This is a genomic window from Pontibacter sp. T17 (assembly GCF_057219875.1).
In genome coordinates this window covers 668,752-690,623 of the sequence record NZ_JBXVVW010000001.1, presented here as the reverse complement: position 1 = coordinate 690,623, position 21,872 = coordinate 668,752, and the positions used below count along the sequence as shown (strand labels likewise).

Annotated in this window: 23 protein-coding genes; 14 read left to right on the top strand and 9 right to left on the bottom strand. The window is 58.3% G+C overall.

Annotation, left to right across the window (positions count from 1 at the left end):
* Positions 1-322 precede the first annotated feature (322 nt).
* Together AC2D8O_RS03210 and AC2D8O_RS03205 are read left to right on the top strand one after the other, a co-directional pair.
* Complete coding sequence (locus AC2D8O_RS03210; protein ID WP_484677345.1) at positions 323-1,108, top strand: phenylalanine 4-monooxygenase; 786 nt, start codon at positions 323-325, stop codon at positions 1,106-1,108.
* 130 nt (positions 1,109-1,238) lie between these two features.
* Positions 1,239-2,156 carry a PhzF family phenazine biosynthesis protein gene (locus AC2D8O_RS03205; RefSeq protein WP_484677344.1) on the top strand — a complete coding sequence of 306 codons (918 nt, stop codon included), beginning with the start codon at positions 1,239-1,241 and terminating at the stop codon, positions 2,154-2,156.
* Here the strand turns inward: AC2D8O_RS03205 and AC2D8O_RS03200 are convergent.
* Positions 2,140-2,982, bottom strand: a complete 843-nt coding sequence (locus tag AC2D8O_RS03200; RefSeq protein WP_484677343.1) for a lysophospholipid acyltransferase family protein — start codon at positions 2,980-2,982, stop codon at positions 2,140-2,142. The genes AC2D8O_RS03205 and AC2D8O_RS03200 overlap by 17 nt on opposite strands.
* Positions 2,983-3,169: 187 nt before the next feature.
* Here AC2D8O_RS03200 and AC2D8O_RS03195 point away from each other — a divergent pair, with 187 nt between their 5' ends.
* Entirely contained in the window at positions 3,170-4,240 is a 1,071-nt protein-coding gene (locus AC2D8O_RS03195; RefSeq protein WP_484677342.1) for a DUF2911 domain-containing protein, read from the top strand.
* Between the two features lie 297 nt (positions 4,241-4,537).
* On the opposite strand, the gene AC2D8O_RS03190 is transcribed toward AC2D8O_RS03195, so the two are convergent.
* Positions 4,538-6,229, bottom strand: a complete 1,692-nt coding sequence (locus tag AC2D8O_RS03190) for an amidohydrolase (protein WP_484677341.1) — start codon at positions 6,227-6,229, stop codon at positions 4,538-4,540.
* 15 nt (positions 6,230-6,244) lie between these two features.
* A complete protein-coding gene (locus AC2D8O_RS03185) occupies positions 6,245-7,381 on the bottom strand; it encodes an SPOR domain-containing protein (protein WP_484677340.1) in 1,137 nt (378 codons plus the stop codon).
* Between the two features lie 163 nt (positions 7,382-7,544).
* On the opposite strand from AC2D8O_RS03185, the gene AC2D8O_RS03180 reads away from it, so the two are divergent.
* Genes AC2D8O_RS03180 through AC2D8O_RS03170 form a run of 3 tightly spaced genes read left to right on the top strand, consistent with a single transcriptional unit; the run spans position 7,545 to position 10,781 of the window.
* Positions 7,545-8,915, top strand: a complete 1,371-nt coding sequence (locus AC2D8O_RS03180; RefSeq protein ID WP_484677339.1) for a sensor histidine kinase — start codon at positions 7,545-7,547, stop codon at positions 8,913-8,915.
* A 33-nt stretch (positions 8,916-8,948) separates the two neighbouring features.
* The gene (locus tag AC2D8O_RS03175) at positions 8,949-9,659 is read left to right on the top strand and encodes a response regulator transcription factor (RefSeq protein WP_484677338.1); all 711 of its coding nucleotides are present in this window, start codon (positions 8,949-8,951) and stop codon (positions 9,657-9,659) included.
* A gap of 9 nt (positions 9,660-9,668) precedes the next feature.
* Positions 9,669-10,781 (top strand): CaiB/BaiF CoA transferase family protein, encoded by a 1,113-nt coding sequence (locus AC2D8O_RS03170; protein ID WP_484677337.1) that lies wholly within the window; start codon positions 9,669-9,671, stop codon positions 10,779-10,781.
* Here the strand turns inward: AC2D8O_RS03170 and AC2D8O_RS03165 are convergent.
* A complete protein-coding gene (locus AC2D8O_RS03165; protein ID WP_484677336.1) occupies positions 10,775-11,794 on the bottom strand; it encodes a hypothetical protein in 1,020 nt (339 codons plus the stop codon). The genes AC2D8O_RS03170 and AC2D8O_RS03165 overlap by 7 nt on opposite strands.
* A gap of 95 nt (positions 11,795-11,889) precedes the next feature.
* Between AC2D8O_RS03165 and AC2D8O_RS03160 the strand changes: the two genes are divergently transcribed.
* The gene (locus tag AC2D8O_RS03160) at positions 11,890-12,813 is read left to right on the top strand and encodes a PfkB family carbohydrate kinase (RefSeq protein ID WP_484677335.1); all 924 of its coding nucleotides are present in this window, start codon (positions 11,890-11,892) and stop codon (positions 12,811-12,813) included.
* 74 nt (positions 12,814-12,887) lie between these two features.
* On the opposite strand, the gene AC2D8O_RS03155 is transcribed toward AC2D8O_RS03160, so the two are convergent.
* Together AC2D8O_RS03155 and AC2D8O_RS03150 are read right to left on the bottom strand one after the other, a co-directional pair.
* On the bottom strand, positions 12,888-13,622 hold the full coding sequence (locus AC2D8O_RS03155; protein WP_484677334.1) for a TlpA family protein disulfide reductase: 735 nt from the start codon (positions 13,620-13,622) through the stop codon (positions 12,888-12,890).
* A 52-nt stretch (positions 13,623-13,674) separates the two neighbouring features.
* Complete coding sequence (locus tag AC2D8O_RS03150) at positions 13,675-14,418, bottom strand: hypothetical protein (protein ID WP_484677333.1); 744 nt, start codon at positions 14,416-14,418, stop codon at positions 13,675-13,677.
* Positions 14,419-14,577: 159 nt separating this feature from the next.
* Between AC2D8O_RS03150 and recA the strand changes: the two genes are divergently transcribed.
* Positions 14,578-15,645, top strand: a complete 1,068-nt coding sequence (gene recA, locus AC2D8O_RS03145; RefSeq protein ID WP_484677332.1) for a recombinase RecA — start codon at positions 14,578-14,580, stop codon at positions 15,643-15,645.
* A gap of 172 nt (positions 15,646-15,817) precedes the next feature.
* Here recA and AC2D8O_RS03140 read toward each other — a convergent pair whose 3' ends face one another.
* Both AC2D8O_RS03140 and AC2D8O_RS03135 read right to left on the bottom strand, forming a co-directional pair.
* The gene (locus AC2D8O_RS03140; RefSeq protein ID WP_484677331.1) at positions 15,818-16,315 is read right to left on the bottom strand and encodes a MarR family winged helix-turn-helix transcriptional regulator; all 498 of its coding nucleotides are present in this window, start codon (positions 16,313-16,315) and stop codon (positions 15,818-15,820) included.
* Between the two features lie 133 nt (positions 16,316-16,448).
* Entirely contained in the window at positions 16,449-17,021 is a 573-nt protein-coding gene (locus tag AC2D8O_RS03135) for a YceI family protein (RefSeq protein WP_484677330.1), read from the bottom strand.
* Positions 17,022-17,170: 149 nt separating this feature from the next.
* On the opposite strand from AC2D8O_RS03135, the gene AC2D8O_RS03130 reads away from it, so the two are divergent.
* On the top strand, positions 17,171-17,551 hold the full coding sequence (locus AC2D8O_RS03130; protein ID WP_484677329.1) for a hypothetical protein: 381 nt from the start codon (positions 17,171-17,173) through the stop codon (positions 17,549-17,551).
* Here AC2D8O_RS03130 and AC2D8O_RS03125 read toward each other — a convergent pair.
* Complete coding sequence (locus AC2D8O_RS03125) at positions 17,548-17,970, bottom strand: hypothetical protein (protein ID WP_484677328.1); 423 nt, start codon at positions 17,968-17,970, stop codon at positions 17,548-17,550. The two genes, AC2D8O_RS03130 and AC2D8O_RS03125, sit on opposite strands and share 4 nt — an antisense overlap.
* A 219-nt stretch (positions 17,971-18,189) precedes the next feature.
* On the opposite strand from AC2D8O_RS03125, the gene AC2D8O_RS03120 reads away from it, so the two are divergent.
* From AC2D8O_RS03120 to AC2D8O_RS03100, 5 genes are all read left to right on the top strand, one after another.
* Complete coding sequence (locus AC2D8O_RS03120) at positions 18,190-19,092, top strand: proline and serine-rich protein 1 family protein (RefSeq protein ID WP_484677327.1); 903 nt, start codon at positions 18,190-18,192, stop codon at positions 19,090-19,092.
* A 70-nt stretch (positions 19,093-19,162) separates the two neighbouring features.
* Positions 19,163-19,699, top strand: a complete 537-nt coding sequence (locus tag AC2D8O_RS03115) for a thioredoxin family protein (RefSeq protein ID WP_484677326.1) — start codon at positions 19,163-19,165, stop codon at positions 19,697-19,699.
* A gap of 22 nt (positions 19,700-19,721) precedes the next feature.
* Positions 19,722-20,276 carry a nucleotide exchange factor GrpE gene (locus tag AC2D8O_RS03110; protein WP_484677325.1) on the top strand — a complete coding sequence of 185 codons (555 nt, stop codon included), beginning with the start codon at positions 19,722-19,724 and terminating at the stop codon, positions 20,274-20,276.
* Between the two features lie 28 nt (positions 20,277-20,304).
* Entirely contained in the window at positions 20,305-21,462 is a 1,158-nt protein-coding gene (dnaJ, locus tag AC2D8O_RS03105) for a molecular chaperone DnaJ (protein ID WP_484677324.1), read from the top strand.
* Positions 21,463-21,557: 95 nt separating this feature from the next.
* Entirely contained in the window at positions 21,558-21,827 is a 270-nt protein-coding gene (locus AC2D8O_RS03100) for an ATP-dependent Clp protease adaptor ClpS (RefSeq protein ID WP_484677323.1), read from the top strand.
* The last annotated feature ends 45 nt before the right edge of the window (positions 21,828-21,872 follow it).

Sequence of the window (21,872 nt, the reverse complement as noted above, 5' to 3'; positions counted from 1 at the left end):
ATTTACAGGGACTCTTGCTTTTGTGAAAAAGCGCACCCTACCTTAGCGCTGTATTCCTGAAGTAATACATGACCGCAAACGCATTCCAGTTCAACACCGCGTTTACCGCCCTACAGGGTGGCGTGGGCGTTGTATGTGTTGCGCCCATGTGTATTTGCTGTGCTCCTGTATCCTATAACTATTATTCCAAGGGTACGCCTGCCGGCAGGGAATTCGGAACACGTTTGTAACAAACATCACATACACCGAAACACCCGCGCCGGCCTTCCGACGCGGGTGTTTTGTTTTTAACGCCTACTTCATTTACAAACCCACTTTTCCAATGCAAACCCTGTTGCATCAACAAACGGCAGCTGAAACTGCCACCGCATTCGCCACCCTCGCTGAACGTCCTGCTGCTGTATATACCGCACAGGACCACCAGGTATGGAATCTGCTGTATTCCCGGCAATCGGTGCTGCTACAGGGTAAAGCGCACCCGGCCTTCCTGAACAAGCTGGAGGTAGTGGGCTTTACGCCGGATGCCGTGCCCGACTTTGAAGCAGTGAGCGACCGCCTGGAGGCGCTGACTGGCTTCCGGCTGCTGGCTGTAGACGGCATCGTGGCCGACGACCTGTTTTTTGAGCTGCTGTCACGGCGGATCTTCCCGGCGACAGACTGGATCCGACGGATGGATCAGCTGGACTACCTGGAAGAGCCCGATCTGTTCCACGACGTATTTGGGCATGTACCGCTGCTGGCCGACCCCCACTTTGCGGCCTTTCTGGAAGGGATGGCGAAGGTGGCGCTGAAGTATGTACAACACCCGCCACTGCTGGAGATGCTGACACGGCTGTACTGGTACACCGTGGAGTTTGGGCTGATGCAGAGCGAGGAGGGGCTGCGCATTTACGGTGCAGGTATTTTGAGCTCGGTGGGCGAAACGGCCTACGCACTGGGCGAGGTGCCCGCGCGGATACCGTTTGACGCACAGACGGTGATGGCAACTGGCTTTCACAAAGACCGCTACCAGGACCACTACTTTGTGATTTCGAGCTTCGAGGAGCTGTACGAAGCGCTACCGGATATAGACCGCGTGCTGGGAAAACTGGCCACGCTGGACCGCTGACCTCCGAGGCAGCGCCGCAGCCCGGGACGCCATGCCCGGCTGTGTTTCTGCGATTGGGAGTTGGTTGACGCTGACAGGCCACCTTCGGGTGGCCTGTTGCATTTTATGCCAGAAGACAGAACTTGGCAGCATGATACGCCTACCCTACGTGACCTGCGACGTGTTTACCGACACGCCCTTCGGCGGCAACCCGCTGGCCGTTTTCACCGACACCGAAGGCAATGCCCAGCTGACCAGCGCCGAGATGCAGCAGATAGCACGGGAGCTGAACCTGTCGGAAACGGTTTTTTTCCTGAAGCCGACGAGCGCCGAAGCTGCCTACCGGCTGCGGATTTTCACGCCGGGGGCCGAGTTGCCCTTTGCCGGGCACCCCACTGTGGGATCTGCCTATGTGATGAACTGGCTGGGGCTGGTGAACCTGCACCCCAGCGACACAACCGACATCGTAGTGGAAGAAGGCGTAGGACCGATTGGGATACGATTTACGACAGACAGCCAGGGATACCTGCGAAGTGCGCGACTGGAAAACCGCGTGCCGGTGGAAGTGCGCCCGCTGCACCTGACCCGTGCCCAGACAGCAGAGGTGCTGGGCCTGACCGAAAGCGACCTTGCCGACACACCGCTGCGAGCTGCCTCGGTGGGGGTGCCGTTTGCAATGGTGGAGGTGACAGGACTGGAGGCCCTGGGGCGCATACGCCTGAACCTGACCCGCTATGACGAATGGATGGTGCCCGGCTGGGCGCAGAAGCTGTTTGTTTACACCCCTATCGAAGCTGCTACCTACCGGGCGCGGATGTTTGCGCCGGTGATTGGCGTGCCGGAAGACCCTGCCACGGGCGGTGCCTGTGGAGCCTTTGCCGGGATGCTGGGCAGCCTGAATGCCGAAACAGACGGCGAACTGGGCTGGACAGTGCAGCAGGGCTACGAGATGGGACGCCCCAGCCAGTTGGCGATTACTGCCCGAAAAACACAGGGCGCAGTAGAAGCCGTGACCGTAGGCGGACAGGCGGTGTGGATGAGCGAAGGAATTTTCAGGCTGCGGAAGTAGCCCTGGAAGGCTTGCCGTCGGCGAGTTTCTCCTTGTCGGCGCTTTCGAAGAGGGGCATGGGTTTGCCCTTGCCGATGAAGTCGGGGCCTGAGTGGAGGTCCATCATGCGGTAGATGGCCTCATAGGTCATCTGGCGGAGACGTGGAATGTCGTCGAGGGTCATACCCGTGGTGGGAATGGGGTCGCAGAAGTGGACCTGCATGAGGCCGGGCGTGACGCGGAGGCTGCCACGGGGCATCAGCTGGCGGGCCCCCACCACGGCAAAGGGGCAGATGGGCTTCTGCATCTCGATGGCGAGACGGAAGGCGCCGTCGTAGAACGGCTTCACGAGCCACTCGGTGCGGTTCATGGTGCCTTCGGGGAAAATGAGGATGGAGTAATCCTGCTCCATGTAACGGCGCATGATGTCCATGCTTTCCTTGCGGCTGGCCTCGCTGGAGCGGTCGATAAGGATGACGTTACGGCTGTAGATGAGGCCAAGGATGGGGGTTTTGGCCTGTTCCTTTTTACCAAGCGGAAGGAATCCGTACTGGAGGGCGAGCTTGACGATGATGGCATCGAGGAAGGAACTGTGGTTACCAACCCAGACGCAGGTACCGGCTTCCTTTGCCTTGGCACGGCCGACAATACGCGTGCGCATGAAAGTGAGGAGGCATACCAGGCGGAACCAGATGAGCATCAGTGTGGTAGCGCCGACGAGATTGGCGCGGGTGCCGAATAGTGCCGAGATCAGGAAAAGCGGCGTAAACAGAACCATCAGCACTACGAATACGAGGCCAAACCACACAGTGTATATCCAGCTGAGCAAGCGACCGATACTGTTCATTCGGGGAAGTTTAGAAACCGAAGATACAGGAATGGCGCGAGACGTACTAACAGTTGTTCGGCAGGGCTCCAGGATGCCTTAACCTACTTTAACAGAGGCGTTAACGTAAAACAACGTTGTTCGATAAGATGCAATTGACACAATGGCTAGTATCGCCGAAAGCTAAATCCACTCTCAGAAGACTACGATGAAAACACTTATCCGCACTTTTGGCGCCCCACTGGTGGCATTGGCCCTGGCCGCTGGCGCCCCGCAGGTGCATGCGCAGTTTGAATATCCAATTGTGCTGCCCGATGCCAGCCCCAAAGCGAGTGTAAGCCAGCAGGTAGTATTTACAACGCTCACGGTGAACTACAACAGCCCTTCAGTAAATGGACGGCAGATTTTTGGACAACTGGAAAAATGGGATGCCGTGTGGCGTGCCGGAGCTAATGCCAACACGACCTTCACGACAACAGAGGACATTCTGGTAGAAGGCAAGCCGCTGGCAGCCGGCACCTATGGCCTGCACATGATTCCGCGTGAAAAAGGAGCTTGGACGGTGATATTCTCAAAGTTCAAAGACAGCTGGGGCAGCTTCTTCTATGACGAGAAAGAAGACGCCCTGCGGGTGGACGTAACGCCACGAACGATTGAGAACCACGAGTATCTGGAATATGTATTCACCGCACGCGGCAAAGACTTCACTACGCTGGAGCTGCGGTGGGAGAAGGTGGCAGTACCCGTCAGGATCTCGGTGGCGTACAAAGAGCAGGTACTCGCGAGCTTCAAGAAGCAGATGCGGAATGAAACCTACTGGGGCTGGACAGCAGGCTACAATGCGGCCCTGTTCCTCTACAACGAGAAACTGGATGACGACTATGCCCTCCAGCTGCTGGACCGGTCGATTGCAGTGCGGGAGAACTTTTCAAACCTGATGCTGAAGTCGCAGTTTCTGGAACGCAAAGGCAATGCCACCGGTGCTGCTGAAGCCAAAGCCAAAGCGCTGACTATGGCCACGCCCATTGAAATGGGCAACCATGCGCTGACCATCCTGAGTGGTGCCGACAAGAGCAAACACGCCGAAGCGCTGGAGATGCTGATGGGCTTGGTGAAGAAAGAGCCGAAGAACTACCGCTACAATGCCTGGGTGGGCCAGGGGTATCAGTTCATGGGCGACAAGAAAAATGCTGTCGTGTGGTACAAGAAGTCGCTGGAGCTGGCCCCCGCCGACCGCAAAGCGCGCATTGAGTCGCTGCTGAAGCAGGTGGAAGGCTGAGCCAGAACGACATGAGTTGAGCTTCCCTGATTACCAAACAGGCCCCGTTGGGGCCTGTTTGCGTTTACTGCGCCGCTTACTGAATTGACCTATTCGACCCAAGGGCCTCGCGAGATGACCAGCGCGGTGAGGGAATGTGGTAAAAGGGCTGTGTTGAGGCCTTCTGCGAAGGTCAAAAGCAGATTTCTCGCTCCACTCGAAATGACGTGGTGGGGGTGGCGCGGGATGACGCGTGGGCTGAAAAACGAGAAGGCCCCCTGATGGGGGCCTCTGTGTTACACAATGTTTTGTGCGAACCTACTCGGAACGCTGGAAGACGGGCTGGCCTGCCACCCAGGTTTCAAGTACGAGGGTTTGCCAGAGGTCTTTGGCAGGGATGGTGAAGGGGTCGCGGTCGAGGAGGATGAAGTCGGCCCACTTGCCAGGTTGAAGGCTTCCGAGGGCTTTTTCCTGATGGCCCGCATAGGCGGCATCGAGGGTGAAGGCGCGGAGTGCCTGTGCTACGGTGAGGGCTTCGTTGGGATACCAGCCGCCGGGCGGCATACCAAGGGTATCCATGCGGGTGACGGCCGCAAAGACACCAAGCCAGGGATTGGCGCTCTCGACAGGGAAGTCGGAGCCAGCAGCCACGACGGTGCCCTGGCGCAGGAAGGTCTGCCAGGCGTATGCGCCCTTCATACGGGGCTTGCCGAGGCGCTTTTCGGCCATGTTCATGTCGCTGGTGGCGTGGGTGGGCTGCATGGAGGCGATGAGGCCGAGCTGGCGGAAGCGGGGGATATCGGCAGTGTCGACAATCTGGGCGTGCTCGACACGGTTTCGGCGGTTGCGAAGACTGGGGAACCGCTCCTGCGCGGAAGCCAGCGCATTGAGCACCTGACGGTTGGCGGCATCGCCGATGGCATGGATGCAGAGCTGGTAGCCTTTGCCGCCCACTTTATCCACCATTGCCTGCATCTGAGCGTCGGTGTAGAAGAGGAGGCCCTTTTTGCCGGGTTCGTCGTGGTAGGGGTGCAGCAATGCGGCGCCCCGGCTGCCGAGTGCGCCATCGGCATAGAGCTTGACGGCCTGAACAGAGAGACGGTCGTTGGCGAAGGAGGGCAGGATGCCGTCGGCGGCAATCTGGTCGAAGGCTTCGCCAGCACCGCCAATCATGGCATAAATACGGGTAGTGAGTTTGCCCTGGGTTGCAAACGAACGGTAGAGCTTATAGGTGCTGTACGGAATGCCAGCATCGTGGATGCTGGTGATGCCGAGGGAACGCAGGTGCGCCATTGCTTTTTCGAGGGCGAGGGAATCGGCCTCTGGGGTTGGCTGTGGCTGGCGCCCCCCTACGAGGCCCATTGCGCCATCGACAAGCAAGCCGGTGGGGTTGCCCTTGGCGTCGCGGAGGAGGCGGCCGCCCTGGGGGTCCTGTGTGTTGCGGGAAATGCCAGCGAGGCGGAGTGCGGCGGTGTTGACCACAGCGGCATGACCGTCTACGCGGACGAGATAGACGGGCCGGTCGGGCACGATTGCGTCAAGGTCGGCGGCGGTTGGGAACTCCTGCTTGTCGAAGAGCTCCTGGTTCCAGCCCCGGCCCACGATCCAGAGCTGATGGGGATTTTCTTTGGCATACGCTGCTACACGCTTCTGGAGGTCGGCGAGAGAGCGGGTGCCGACAAGGTCTACCTCTAGCATGCCGCGGCCGAGACCCATGACGTGGCCGTGAGCATCGGTGAGGCCGGGGAGAAGGGTTCGGCCCTTGCCATCAATTTCCTTGGCGCCGGGGAAGGCCTGGCGGAGAGAGTCAGAGGGGCCAGTAGCCAGCACCTTACCGGAGTCGATGACCATTGCCTCAAAAGAGATCCAGCCTGAATCGGTGGGGGTGTATCCCTTGACGTGGTGAATGAGAGTAGCGGAGGGGTATCGTCTGCCGCTGGAACAGGCCGCTGCGAGCAGCAGAGCGCCCACCACAAACGTGCGGGCAGTGAAAGAATAGAAACGATACATAAAAAAGGATGGGGGTTATTCCAGGCAGGGGGGCAGGAGATCAATGCCGGCGAGGTACCATTCGCCATCAACACGGGTGAAGTAGAGGCCCCGGAGCAACTGGGCGCCCGTCATGATGAGCCCATACTCAAGGGCGGCATCGGCCTGTTGCACCTGCTGTTGTTCGGTAGGAGTAAGTGGAAGCCCAATGGACTGCTGCTTCATGGTTCGCCAGAGGTCTTCCATGCGGTGGCTCTGGGCTGGCATTTCGCCGAGGAACGCGCCGGTTTCAGGCCAGGAACCGTCGGGGCAATTGGCGAGAGGGAGACGTTTTTCGAGAAGATCTGCCTGCTGGTAGGCTGTGGCCTCAAGGCGTAGGAGTGCGCGGCGGGCACTATCGCGGAGCATAGCGATTTCGGCGAGCTCGGAGACGGTGTGTATCTGCTCAGCGACAGGAAAAGCACCGGGATTGTGCAGCACGAAAACGCCTGCATCGGGATGGATATATCGGCGAAGCTGCTCGAGATCGCCGGACTGAAGGTCCGCCAGGAGGCGGTCGGACCAGGCGCGGAGCGTCGGCGCAGGCTTACGGACGCGGGGTTTGGGGGCCTGCCGAATGGGCTTTGGCATAGGTGCTGCGGCAGAGTCGCGAGCAGCAGGCTTGGTTGCGGTAGAGTCGTTCACCGACGGAACAGCCGTGGGCAGAGAATCGGTGGCCGATGTGGTGGGTTTCGGCTCAGGCTTTCCGGCAGGTTTCTCCACTGGCTGGACGGCCGTGGCTATGGGCTGGGCGGTGATAGGCTGGGTAGCGGCGGAGTCGGGCTTGGTGGCGGGTTTAGCGGCAGGTGGCAGAGCATCCGCGAGATCAATGACCCAGGCATCGGCATAGCCGCCGCGGCGCAGGCCATCGCGGAGCGACTCGGCACCCGCTTTGTCCTTCTGCTCGCCCACGATGACGCGGTAGCGGATGCCCTCGGGGGTTGTCATTTCCAGCGCACGGGCCTTGATGTTGCGGAGCAGAACAGCAGCCACGACCTTGCGAGCCTCGTACATACTGCGGGCCGAGGCGATGACCACGGCATAGCGGGCCGCCGGGGCCGTCTGAGCCCAGAGGGCAGATGTGGCGGCCAGCCAGCACATCAGGCCAAGAAGCAGGGAATGGGGAGTACGCATGACCGAGCGGCAAAATAGCGATGAAAGGGCTGGAAACCACGACACAGGGCGTTGAAGCACAGAGAATGAGGCTGTTAAAGGCTTGTTAAGTGGCGCTGGCAGGGTGTTGGGGCCCAAGGGGATTGCGTTAGCTTTGCTGTAACGGAAACCTACACATACGCGGATGTCTCCCACAAAAGCCCCTTTCCCAGACCTGCCGGGTACCAAGATGACACGGCCCATCCGGCTGCTGGTGGTGTTGGCAGTGGTATCGACGCTGGGCATTGTAATAACACAAGCCTATTGGGTGCGAAAAGCATTGAACCTTCACCAGCGCCAGCTGGAGGAGTCGACGCAGATTGCGTTGCAGCAAGTGGCGCACCGAATGGGCTATTACTATCGGGCGGCAGTGCGTGAAGACGCGGTGGAAAAAGTGGGGTCAGACTACTTTGTGGTTGAAGTGAGTCATCACTTCGACAAAGCCGTGCTGGAATACTACCTGCGGCAGGCATTTCTGGCGCACAAACTGGATGTAGGCGTAGAATATGCTGTGTATGACTGCAACCGCGACAAGATGTCGTACGGGTCGTACCTGTGCTTCATGAGCCAACCGCCTGACTCGCCCGTGCGGACTGGCGACATGCCGAAGCTGGCGAGTGCCTCGGCACACAACTACTTTGGCATTCGGCTGATTGGCGTGGAGGGCTACCTGGCGCGGCAGATGGACATCTGGATTTTTTCGAGCGGGGTGCTGTTGGTGGTGATTGTGTTCTTCGGGTATTCGCTGGGGGTGATTCTGCGACAGCGGCGGCTGAGCGAAGTGCAGCGGGAACTGCTGCACAGCCTTTCACACGAACTGATGACGCCGGTAACGACACTGGCGCTGTCAGGCGAGGCACTATCGCGGCCGGGTGCAGCGAACGACCCCGAACGGGTGCAGACCTATGGCAGCCTGATTCAGCGAGAAGCGGACCGTCTGAAGCAACAGTTGGCTTGGGTGCTGCAACACGCCCGCGCTGACCACGACAGCCTGCGCCTGAACCGCGACTGGGTGGCAGCCGACAGTCTGCTGGAAGCCCTGCGCGACACCTTCGCCCCAATGGCAGAACGTGTTGGCGGCAAACTGACCCTGGAGATAGCCCCGAATGGTCGCGACCTGTTTGTAGACGCCGACCGTGTGCAACTGACCAACGCGCTGTATAACCTGCTGGACAATGCGCTGAAGTATGGCGGGACGAACCCGCAGATACGGCTGGCGCTACTGCACGATGGCAGCCAATGGGAGTTGCGGGTGCAGGACAGCGGCCCCGGTATACCACGGGGACATCGCGACAGAATTTTTCAGCCGTTCTACCGCCTGCCGGGGTCGAGCATGGTACAGGGCTATGGGCTGGGCCTGAGCTACGTGCGGCGGATTGTGAAAGCCCATGGCTGGCGCCTGCGGCTGGACACGGGCAGTGGCAAAGGCTGCACGTTCCGGATACGGATTCCGGCGCGCCATGTAGGCGATGGAGCCATGGCAGCTCAATTCCGCCCGATCGTGCAGCCGGCCTGATTTTCCACTCCTCTTCTCTCCCCCTGATTGACCATGGCAACAGCCGTACCGCAACCAAAAGCCCGCATTCTGCTGGTGGAAGACGACACCTCGCTGGCCTATGTGACCCGAGATGGCCTGCAACAACTGGGCTATGCTGTTCAGCACTGCGCCGATGGCTGGGAGGCACTGCACGCGTTTCAGATGCAACTGCCCGACGTTTGCATACTGGATGTGATGCTGCCCGGACAGGACGGCATTGCACTGGCGAAGCAGATGCGGCAGATATCGCAACGGGTGCCGATTCTGTTTCTGAGCGCGCGGGTGCTGCCCGACGACCGCATACTGGGGCTGAAAGCCGGCGCCGACGACTACCTGACGAAACCTTTTCGGCTGGAAGAACTGGCCCTGAAAATCGATGTTTTTCTGCGGCGCAACCGCTATGAGCCTGAAAACGGGGCGCTGCAACTGGGCGATTTTTCGTTTGACCCACAGGGCCTGGATCTGACGCACACTACCCCCGAGCACACCCGTCGTCTGACGGCACGTGAAGCCGCCCTGCTGGCGGTATTGGCCAATGCCAAAGGCGCTGCCCTTCGGCGCGAGGAGATACTGCGGAGTGTATGGGGCAACGATGATTACTTCAGCGGGCGCAGCCTGGACGTGTTCATCAGCCGGCTGCGGAAATACCTGGCAGCCGACAGCCGGGTGAAAATAGAGAACCTGCACGGGCTGGGTTTCCGGCTGAGCTACCCGATGGCGTAGCTTTGGCACATGGGTTTGTTTACAGGCATCCGGGTAGTGGAGCTGGCGAGTGTGCTGGCCGGCCCGGCGGTAGGTGCATTCTTTGCAGAGCTGGGCGCGGAGGTGATTAAAGTGGAACCGCCCGCAGGCGACGTGACGCGCACCTGGCAGCTGGCTGGCGAGACCGTGACGGGGGGTGTATCGGCGTATTTCAGCTGTGTGAACTGGGGCAAACAGCGCCGTGTGCTGAACCTGAAAGACCCCGCCCAGCGCACCCAACTCTATGCTCTGCTGGACACCGCCGATGTGGTGATTGTGAACTACAAGCCAGGCGACGCCGAAAAACTGGGGGTGGCCTGGGACACCCTGCACCCTCGCAATCCAAAGCTTATTTACGCTCACCTGACCGGCTATGGGCTGGACCACCCGCGGGCGGGCTACGACGCAGTGGTACAGGCCGAGGCGGGCTTCATGCACCTGAACGGTGAAGCCAATGGCGGCCCCTGCAAGATGCCCGTGGCGCTGATGGACCTGCTGGCTGCCCACCAGCTGAAACAGGCCATTCTGTGCGCGCTGTATGCCCGCGAGAAAACGGGCGAAGGCAGCAGGGTCAGCGTGTCGCTGATTGAAGCAGGGCTGGCCTCACTGGCCAACCAGGGGACGGCCTGGCTGGTAGCCGGGGAGAATCCCCGCCGCATGGGCAGCGAACACCCCAGCATTGTGCCATACGGCACCGTCTTCACCGCAGCCGATGGCAAGCCACTGATTCTGGCTGTAGGCAACGACCGCCAGTTTGCCGACCTGTGCGCGCTGCTGGGTGTGGCCGAACTGGCACAGGATGTGCGTTTTTCCACCAATCCGGCGCGGGTGCGCCACCGTGCAGACCTGTTGCCCCTGCTGCGCACTGCCATTGGCCGGCAAACCAGAGCTGAACTGCTGGCGGCGCTGGAAGCCCATGAGGTGCCTGCGGGCGCGGTGAACGATGTAGCCGACGCACTGGCAGCCCCTGCGGCGCAGCCCATGCTGCTGACCGATGCCGCAACTGGCCTGAAGGGCCTGCGCACCGTAGCCTTCAGCGGGCCGGACGGCTGGCAGGAAAGCCAACTGAGCGCCCCACCCCGCACCGACGGCGAAGGTCAGTAAGGCTTGGGGGCGAACCCTTTGGAGGAGAGATAGCTGGCAGCCCGGCCGTTGTAGCGGGGCGAGTACGGCAGGTATCGGAGTGCCTGAGAGAGCCAGCGCTGAACGGTGTGAGCAGCGGCATAGGGCTCGGGTGTCCAGCGGGAAGGCGTTGCCGTGGAGAAGGGCGATACCCGGAGGGTGAAGTCGTAGCGCCAATACTCTCGCTGCGAGGCAGGATCTACCAACCGGAACGTCACGATCTGTTCGGGGAAGCTGACCAGTTCGTCGGGGTGCTCGGCAATGTAGAGCAGCTGCTCGTCGGTGAGACGTGCCAGCGGGAGAAGCACGTCAGCGAGGAGGAGGACATCGCCTGGCAGAAACTGGTTGTCGCTTCGGCTCTGCGGAGGCAGCACTACCAATGGGCGTGTAGTTTCGTCGGGATACTCGGCGGCAAGTTCGGCAAACTGCAGCGCCTGGTAGAGGGCGGTGGTGAGGGAATCGGCATAGCGCCCCTCGCGAAGACGGAGCAACGCGGTGAGACGTGCCATTTCAGGATTGGCCGTGTTGCGGCCAGTGGAGTCGAGGATGAGCGACGCCCTGCCGACGATAAGCCGCTGGGTGGCGCGGCGAAGGAGAGAGGCATCAAGCGAGGTGCGCAGGGCTTCGGCCTTGACACGCTGGCTGGCTACCGGATTGGAGGGAACGTCGCGGTAGAAACTGCGGCCGAAGGTGAACCAAAAGAACGGGTTGCCGCCCCACATGAAGGAAGGAGCCCACATCTGGGTGAAGAAGTCGCGGCCGCGGTAGGCCTGGGTGTAGTAACGGGGATACTGGGTAGCCCAGAAGTAGTTGAGCGCAGTAGTGTGGGCTGTGGAGCCAAAGGGAGCGTAGAAAGCATCCCAGCTGTTGTAGTAATAGCCTGAGGGAAAAGCGGGGCCCAGCCTGCTGAAAGGGTTGTTGGGCAGGGCGGGGAACATCTGTGCACTGGCAACCAGCGGCACAGACAGCAGCAGGCAGAAAAGTAATGCACGCATAGACTCAGGAGACCGTACACTAAATGTACGAAACTGACAGCCAAAGGGAATCAGGTAAAAAGTAGATATTTGCAGGCTATTCCCTGACAATTTTCATGAGTCTTCTGGTAATCGGGACGGTGGCCTTTGACGCCATCGAAACGCCTTTTGGCAAAGTGGACCGTATCGTAGGCGGTGCCGCAACGTTTGCATCTCTTTCGGCTTCGTTCTTTCACAAGCAGGTGCAGTTGGTATCTGTAGTGGGCGATGATTTTCCGGCAGAATACATTGCCGAACTGAACCGGCGTGGGGTAGACACCGCAGGCCTGGACGTGCGAAAGGGCGAGAAGTCGTTTTTCTGGTCAGGGAAGTATCACCGCGATCTGAATTCGCGCGACACACTTGTGACCGAGCTGAACGTGCTTGCGAGCTTCAACCCGGTGATACCGGAAGCCTGGCGCGCGCCTGAGTTTGTGCTGCTGGGCAACCTGGTACCCGACATCCAGTACAATGTGCTGCAACAGTTTACGAAGAAGCCGAAACTGGTGGTGATGGACACAATGAACTTCTGGCTGGACAGCGCACGCGATGCGGTGATCCGGAACCTGGAGTTTGTGGACGTGCTGACCATCAACGACGAAGAGGCGCGCCAGCTGTCGGGCGAGTATTCACTGGTGAAGGCTGCGCGGGCCATTCTGAAGATGGGCCCCGATTTCCTGGTGATCAAGAAAGGCGAACACGGCGCACTGCTGTTCCACAAGAACCAGGTGTTCTTTGCGCCTGCCCTGCCGCTGGAAGACGTATTCGACCCCACTGGCGCGGGCGACACTTTTGCCGGTGGCTTCCTGGGTTATCTGGCCTCGACACGCGACGTGACGTTCGAGAACATGAAGAGCGCGGTGATTTACGGCTCGACGATGGCCAGCTTCTGCGTGGAGAAGTTTGGCACTGAGCGTCTGCTGGAGCTGAAGAAAGACGAAGTGCGTGCACGCATCCGCTCGTTCCTGGAGCTGGTAAATGTAGACATCGTGCTGGAATAAGGTTTCCAGTTGACTGATATAGCAGAGGCCCGCCAATAGCGGGCCTCTGTGCTTGTTATTCTTAGCAGAATCGTCTACTCGGCCAGAAGCTTATCGATGGCTGTGCGGAGACGCTGCAAACCAGCGTCGTCGAGGCCACCGGCCTGCACATGGCGGACGATGCCCTTGCGGTCGATGACGACGTGTGTGGGGTATGCCGTGACCCCAAAACGGTTTGCCGCCAGCTTTTGGGAGTTGGGTAGGACACTGTAGGCAAAGGGTTTGCGGCGGAGAAACTCCTTGAGCTCGGGGATGCGATCTGTTGCGGGAGCAATGAAACGGACCTGCTGACCGGCATAGGTAGCTACGAGTTCATTGAGGATGGGCATTTCGGCCACACAGGGCTTGCAAGCGATGAACCAGAAGCAGAGAACGGTAATGTTGCCATTTGAGTTGGCGAGGTTCAGGCGGGTGCCGTCATAAAGCGTGAGGGAAGAATCAGGGGCAGGCTTACCGAGGAGGAGCGTACCGGAACGCCCGATGTTCTCGCTAAGGGCGCGCGCAAGAGAATCTGCGTTGACCTTGCCGATGGGGCGAGGAGAGAAGATGAACTGTTGCTGGTTGGTGTCGGACGGGTTGCCAGGCAGCTGTGTCATGTACATCCGCTTGCCGTTCTGCTCGATGTACTGGTTGCCAGCGCTGTCGCGTTTGACATCCGTGGTGTAGGTGGTGGTGTTTCCGTCGCGGTCAGTCTGAAAGCTGGTGGAGCCCTGTGCGGCAGCGGTAACGACCCATGCGGAGAGGCTGAGTGTAGCGAGAAGGCGAATCATCTGTACAAAGTAGCCACATGTAGCCGTTTGGCAAAGCCGAGTAGGCGGGCGTTCAGGAATATTGAGGTTTATTAAGATTTTCGGAATCAGCGAGTTCATCGATCTCTGCCATGGAATAGCCGCGTTCGAGGAGAATGGCAACGGCAGCCTGTACTGCGAGCGGCAGGAAACGGCGCTGGTTTCTGACGATGGCATACAGGCGCGCATCGCGGGTGCGCCGCAGCTTTCGCATGTACTGTTGGCGGATGAGCTGGTCAATGTGCTCGGCCTCTTCCTGGGAAGGAAGTAAAGGCGGCAACAATGGCAGCCACTCTGCAACAAGCGATGTAGCAGCGCCGAAAGGCCCTGTACCAGGCGCAAACATCAGGGTAGTAAAGTAAAAAACGGTGCCATCATCGAATACCACCTGCACATAGCCATAGCGGCTGGTACCAAACGGAAAGGCCCGGCCGCGGACAACATGCACCTCGCGGACCTGACGGTCGTGGTACTCATATACGACCGGAGCGAGCCCCGGAACTGCTGGCCTACGGGAAATGTGAAACGCGGTGAGTCCAAAAAAACGACGTGTACGTAGACGCAGGCCGCGATTCTCGCGCCAATACTGCCAATGCACGATGGCAGCTGGTACAAAACCGACTGCTACAGTCGCCGCCAACAACCAAGTCCATTTCTGCCATCCCCACTGCTGCACAACAGCGGCGATGGCCACAACCCACAGGAGCGCTGCCCGCCAGGGAAAGCAGCGAAAATGTCTACCGGGCTGATAGAGAAACTGCGCCTGTGTAGCTGACATGGCTTAAGCGTTGCAAGGTTCTCAACAGGACAGATGGGTGGAAGGAGGGAGGAGGCTGCATAATTATCTTAGCACTCTGCTAAATATTTTTTGCGAAATGCTTGCGCCTACTGCCCCTTGCCGCTAGTTTTACAACGACAAAAGCAACACACCACACACATGGCAGAGAAAGATACTAAAAACGACAAGCTGAAAAGCTTGAAGTTGACCGTCGACCGGCTGGAGAAAGAGTACGGCAAAGGGGTAGTAATGAAACTGAGCGACAAAGGCATCCAGAACATTCCAGCAATCTCTACGGGATCGCTCGGAGTGGACATGTGCCTGGGCATCGGTGGCGTACCCCGTGGCCGCATCGTGGAGATTTTCGGGCCGGAGAGCTCGGGTAAAACCACGCTGGCATTGCACATCATTGCTGAAGCTCAGAAGACGGGCGGCATTGCAGCATTCATTGATGCAGAACATGCTTTTGATGCATCCTACGCCGAGAAGCTGGGCATTGACACCGAGAATCTGCTGATAGCGCAGCCTGACAACGGCGAGCAGGCACTGGAAATCACGGACAACCTGATCCGGTCGAGCGCGATTGACGTGATCGTTATTGACTCGGTGGCAGCGCTGGTGCCGAAGGCCGAACTGGATGGCGAGATGGGCGACAGCAAAGTGGGGCTGCATGCGCGGCTGATGAGCCAGGCACTACGCAAGCTCACGAGCACCATCAGCAAGACCAACACCGTGTGCATCTTTATCAACCAGCTGCGCGACAAGATTGGGGTGATGTTCGGCAACCCCGAGACAACAACCGGTGGTAATGCACTGAAGTTTTACGCGAGCGTACGTCTGGATGTTCGCCGTATGAACCAGATCAAAGAAGGTACCGAAGTAAGCGGCAACCGTACCAAGGTGAAGGTGGTAAAGAACAAAGTAGCGCCGCCCTTCAAACAGTGCGAGTTTGACATCATCTACGGCGAAGGCATCAGCCGTGCGGGCGAGGTGCTGGACCTGGCGGTGGAGAACGAAATTGTGCGGAAGTCGGGGGCGTGGTTCTCCTACGGGCCCGACAAGCTGGGACAGGGCCGCGAAGCGGTGCGCCAACTGCTGCGCGACAACCCCGAACTGATGCACGAGCTGGAAACCAAGCTGCGCACCCTGCTGCTGACACGGCCGAACAGCCTGACGATGAGCAAAGAAGAACAGGAAGAACTGGTCCGCGAAGGCGAAGCGGAGTAACCGAACCGGCAGCCCCAGTGGCTGCTGTAAACGCTGCTTTTGCCAGTGTGTGACGCGAGCGCCCCGGTATATACTGGGGCGTTTCGCCATTTAAGGACGCGCGACAATGAATGGCTTTTGCCGATGACTGGCGTCTGGACGAACCGCAGACACCAGTGGCGTAACCCCTCGCTTACTTGGAGGTAATGGCCGCGCGGGCGATGTCGAGTAGGTGGCTGAGCTGGCGGAGCTGCTCAGTGGGCATCCGATGCAAAGTAGTCTGGAGCAGGTCCATGCCTTTGTCTACTTCTTCGAGGAGGGTGAGGCCCCGATCGTTGATGACGAGGTCTACCTGGCGGCGATCGCTGTTGCAGGTGGTACGATCGATGAGGCCCTTACGCACCATACGGTCGATGATGCGGGAGACGTCGGAGTTGCGGTCAAGCATGCGGCTCTTGACAGCGAGCAGCGAAATGGGCTTGCGGTTCTGACCGCGGAGAATGCGGAGGATGTTGTACTGCTGATGGGTGAGGCCGTCGAACTGTTTGAGGTAAGAGGAGATTTTGAAGAGCGCGGCATTGGCTGTGTAGATCATATTGACGAAGGCCATGTCGGCTTCGCTTTTGAACTGAGCCTGCTGGATTTCCTCTCCGATAGTGCGAACCGTGAGGCTCTGGGTTGGAGCAGCCATAAATGTTTCAACGTTTAGCGTAGGTGTCGGTTACAATGTTACGGAATTTCCCAGATTTAGGGCCGTTTAAAAAAGAAGGGAAGTGCCTGTCTTTCAAACCTGCACTTCCCTTTTGCGCCTGTGCGCAAGTGACTTACTTATTGAGTTCGGCAAGGACGACAATACGTACTTCTTCGCCTACAAGGACACCACCAGCTTCAAGAGCGGCGTTCCAGTTGAGGCCGTAATCTTTGCGGTTGATGGTGAGTTCGCCACGGAAACCGGCAACAAGTTTACCCCAGGGGTTCTTGGCGGTGCCTTTGTTCACGGCTTTGAGTACTACTTCTTTGCTGACGCCACGAATGGTGAGGATACCGTGGATGTTCAGTTTGCCACCGCCGAGTACCTCTACACGGGTAGACTTGAAGGTAATGGTGGGGAACTTGGCAGCATCGAAGAAATCGGGGCTGCGGAGGTGCTCGTCGCGCTTGGGCTCGTCGGTGTTGATGCTGGCAACATCGATGGTGATGTTGAGGCCGAGGTCAGAGAAATCGGCAGCCGTACCGGTAACAGTACCAGACATCTTCTGGAACTTGCCGGCGGTCTCCGAAATGACCATGTGATCAACGGTGAAGCTGACGCTGCTGTGAGAAACGTCGAGGGTCCAGGCCTGGCCGAACACTTGAGTGCCTATCAGCAGCAGGGCGATGGTGAGAAAGGATTTCATTGGTAAGGGGTGTCAATGGTTAAAGACACTGCAATTACATGTTTAAACATATAAATAGTTCATTGCCACTCAGAAAAAACATATATTTCATTGATTATCAACTATATAAAATTTACCAGCCTGCGCTCAAAAGATGCTATCTTTGAAACATGAAGCTGGTGTACTTCCTGCAACTAGCATACCTGCTGGGCCTGTTCGCCTATGGCTACAGGAACTCACTGTCGGCCTACCGGACGATTCTGGTGGCTGTGGTATGTCAGGCGCTGTACCTTGGGCTATTGTACGTACTGTACAGCCCAGAAGTAGGCCTGCTGGATGTATTTGACATTCTAAGCCTTGACAAGGAGTTGTGGCTACCAAACTTCATCAAGTGGCTTGGCGGGAAAATGGGCAACAACATCTCGTTCCGTTTCGACCGACTGTACTTCACGCTGTTTCTGGCGGGAGGCACTCTCGTGTCGCTACTGACGATTCTGGCTGGGGCGATGTTTCATAACGCCGTTCGAACGAAGCGATATCGAAGCATTTAGTGGGTATGCGTCACCAACCCACGACCCGTGAAGCGGCGTACAGTTTCACGGCAGTCCTCAGCTAGTTGCAGATGGCCCAAGGCATCGAGAATCTGGGCCCGCAGCATATAGGCCTCAACATAGGCGGTGTTGAGCGCAATGGCCTTCTCAATCGCTATTCGCGCGCCTTGCAAATCCTGCTGCTGGGCAAAAGCCCAGGCCCGCAAGTACCAGAAGGCGTCGGCGCAAGCTGCATCAGACTGGCTGCCTACATACGCGAGCAATTCGGCAGCGCGCCCTTGCTGCATCAGCTCCAGGGCAAGTGGATGCAACCGATTGAGGCGGTTGGCGGGTTCGTTGGCTTCCATCTGCTTCACCTTTATTTTGGTGCGCCAATAAAGAATGCCGTAGAGAAAAGCGAAAAAAGAGAGCTCCCCCATGGGTGAAAAACGTGAGAGTGTGTGTGAGTGAAGCAAATCAACGCGGGCTGCAACTCAAGTGCAACCCATAGATTGTGAAGCAACTGTAGCCCCAACACGAGACGTAGCAGACCACCCTTGAACTGTAAAAGCTTATCATAAATGGGACCTCACCACCCCGGCGTTAAACCCAAGCGCTAATTGCGCATCAGACAGACAGACCGCTAACGAACTACGAAGATGAAAGTATTACTGGCCTCAATGATTGTGTGGATGCTGCTACCAGCAGCATGGGCCCAGACTGGCGAACTGGAACTCTCCAGCGAACGGGGAGAACGGTTTGAAGTGTTCATCAACGGATACCCGCAGGGGCCAGCCTCAAACTACCACCTGCTAAAGGAATTCCGCTCTGCCCAGGTAGAAGTACGCGTGGTGTCAACCAGTTCTTCGGCACGGTATGACATAAAGGAGACCGCCTATCTGTCTCCGAATACCCGTACAACCTATCGTGTAGGATTCCTGCGTGGCCGGTACCAGCTCAGTTACATCACGCGTGTGTCGCTGGAGCAACCAGCGCCCGTTCCGACAACACCAGGCCGGCCGGAACCCCGCCCCCGGCCCAGAAATCCGCGCCCTGGAAGACCAGACCGTTCATGGCCTGACCGCCCCGCCCCGCGTCCCGGCAACCCTGGGCCCATTCAACCTGACCTGCCGCACAGCCCAGTACCCGGCTACCCCTATCCTGGACACCCGACACCCCCTTACCCCGGTCAGCCATATCCCGGTCAGCCCCACCCAGGCCAGCCTCAACCACCTCCCGGGATGCCTTATCCGGCTCCAGGTTACGTGTACCCCATCAGCGACAGGGATTTCAACCAGTTGATGGGACGACTTCGAGGCGAGGTATTTGAAAGCGACCGCCTGGAGCGCGCGACCAACGCCCTGGCTTATGACCTCTTCACCACAGCACAGGTGAGGGCTATTCTGAGGCTGTTCGTGTTTGAAAGCAACCGGCTGGACCTTGCAAAGAAAGGGTATCGCCGTACGGTGGATCCGCAGAACTACCTGCAGTTACTTGACCTCTTTACCTTCCGCAGCAGCAAGAACGAATTGGAAGTATACGTGAATGGCGTACGGCGCTGAGCCCAAACCCAAGGCAACACGACCTGCCCGGCCTGCAAGCCGGGCAGGTTTGTTTCTGTATTTTCGCAGAATGAACGCTGTACGCATACGTCTTGCCAGTCTGGCAGCCTTTGCTGCCATGATGTTCGTTCCTCTGCCGTCGCGTCAGATGCCGAGCGAGGAGACCATCAAGTGGATTCCCGATTTGGAAATGGCGGTAAAACTGGCCGCCAAGGATAACCGCAAAGTGCTGGTGGACGTCTACGCCAACTGGAACGGCTGGTGCAAAATCATGCACCAGCGCACATATACGAATGCGGCAGTAGTGAAATACATCAACGCGCGGTACTATGCAGTACGGCTGGATGGCGAGACCCAGGACACGCTGCGCTTCCAGGGACAGGAGTTTACGTACAACCCTGACGTTAAAATGAACCAGTTGGCATATCTCTTGTGCAACGGGCGTGACCGTTACCCGACAACGGTGTTTCTGACAGGAAAATCGGAAGTGATCAGTCCGGTGGTAGGGTACCTGCCTGCACCCACGATGGAGAAGATGCTTCGGTTTTTCGCAGACAACTACTATCTGACCCAAACCTGGGCAGAATTCAGTAAGGGAACGGAATAACGACGACCAGAGCGCACACGCCATGAATACGACCAACCCACCGCAGGACCCAGAACTGACCCAAGATGAGCTGGCAGAGAACGAACCTGTAGTGCCTGAAGAACCAATTACCGCAGAAGCAGCAGACACGCTGGAGGCGACCGCCGAACCTGTAGCGGATGAATGGAAAGACCGCTATCTGCGTCTGTCGGCAGAGTTTGACAACTTCCGGAAACGTACCAACCGCGAGAAAGAACAGATAGGGCTTGTTGCGGCGGAGAATCTGGTGAAAACACTCCTGCCCGTATTGGACGACCTCAACCGCTCGCTGAAAGCGGCAGAGACGAGCGACAACATCGAGAAGATCCGCGAAGGGCTGTCGCTGGTGAGCAAGAACTTCCTGACGGCGCTGCAAAAACAGGGCATTGAACCGATTGTGGCCAAAGGCCAACCGTTTGACAGCGAAAAGCACGAGGCGATCGCAGCCCTGCCAGTAGAGGAAGCCGAGCGCAAAGGCGTGGTGATAGACGAAGTAGAAACAGGGTATACGTTTCACGGCAAGGTGATCCGGTACGCGAAAGTGGTAACTGGCCAATAAGCAAACGAGACGAGCAAGCACACCGCCCATGGCAAAGCGCGACTATTACGAGGTGTTGGGAGTAGGCCGGAACGCCGACGCCGACGAAATCAAAAAGGCCTACCGCAAGCTGGCCCTACAGTATCACCCGGACAAAAACCCGGGGAACAAAGACGCAGAAGAGAAATTCAAGGAAGCGTCGGAGGCGTACGAAGTGCTGTCGGACGCGCAGAAGAAAGCGCAGTACGACCGGTTTGGCCACGCCGGCATGAGCGGTGCAGCCGGTGGTGCAGGCTACGGCGACATCAACGACATCTTCAGCCGGTTCAGCGAGATATTTGCTGAGCAGGGCTTTGACGGCATATTTGGTCAGGCGGGTGGCCGTGGTGGCCGCCGCAGCGGGCGTCGCCGGGGTGTTCAGGGCAGCGACCTGCGCATCAAGCTGAAGCTATCGCTGGAAGAAATAGCCAGCGGTGTAGAAAAGAAACTGAAGCTGAAGCGCCATGTGACCTGCAAAACGTGCAGTGGCAACGGTGCTGCCGACAGCAACAGCTTCCATACCTGCAACACCTGCAACGGGCATGGCGAAGTGCGACAGCAGGTAGGCGGGGGCTTTTTTACGCAGATCGTGGTGTCGGTGTGCCCGACGTGCCACGGCGAAGGCCGCATCGTGACCAAAGCGTGCGGCACGTGTGCGGGCGAAGGCCGCGTGGAGTCGGAAGACACGGTGAGCGTGCGCATACCAGCTGGCGTAACTGATGGTATGCAGCTGTCGCTGCGGGGCCAGGGCAATGCCGGCAAACGTGGCGGCGAACCTGGCGACCTGCTGATACAGGTGGAAGAGCAGGCCCACGAAACCCTGACCCGCGAAGGCGACAACGTGATTTACGAGCTGTTTATCAGCTTTGCCGACGCCAGCCTGGGTACCACCGTAGAAGTGCCGACCCTGACCGCCAAGGCGCGCTTCAAAGTGGACCCCGGCACCCAAAGCGGCAAAATTGTACGCCTGAAAGGCAAGGGCATACCGAACATTAACGGCTATGGCGTTGGCGACCTGTTGGTGCATATCAACGTGTGGACCCCACAGACGCTGACCGCCGACGAAAAAGCCCTGCTGGAAAAGCTGCGGAACATGAAAAACTTCCAGCCCAACCCGACGAAAGCCGACAAGGGCTTCTTCGACAAGATGCGCGAGTTTTTCGCGTGAGATGTCCACAACGTAACAGTGAAGTAAAGCGGGGCTGAAATAAGCGGCCCCGCTTTGCCGTTAAAAAGCACGTAAAACGCAATCGAACAGTCGCGATGTCGGTAAAAGAACTGGTGCTGGACGAAACCAGCGTAGACGAACGCAATGGCCGTAAGCTGGTACTTTGGAACGATGACTTTAACACCTTCGATTGGGTGATTGAGTCGCTGATAGATGTATGCAACCACACCGCCGAACAGGCCGAACAGTGCGCCGTACTGGTGCACTACAAAGGCAAGTGCGCGGTAAGTGAAGGCGATGACAACACCCTGATGGAACGCCGACGGGCGCTGGTGTCGCGCGGACTGAGCGCAACCGTTGAATAACATTTGTTTACAGCTCTTCCCAGTATATTTGAACAGGCAGCCCAG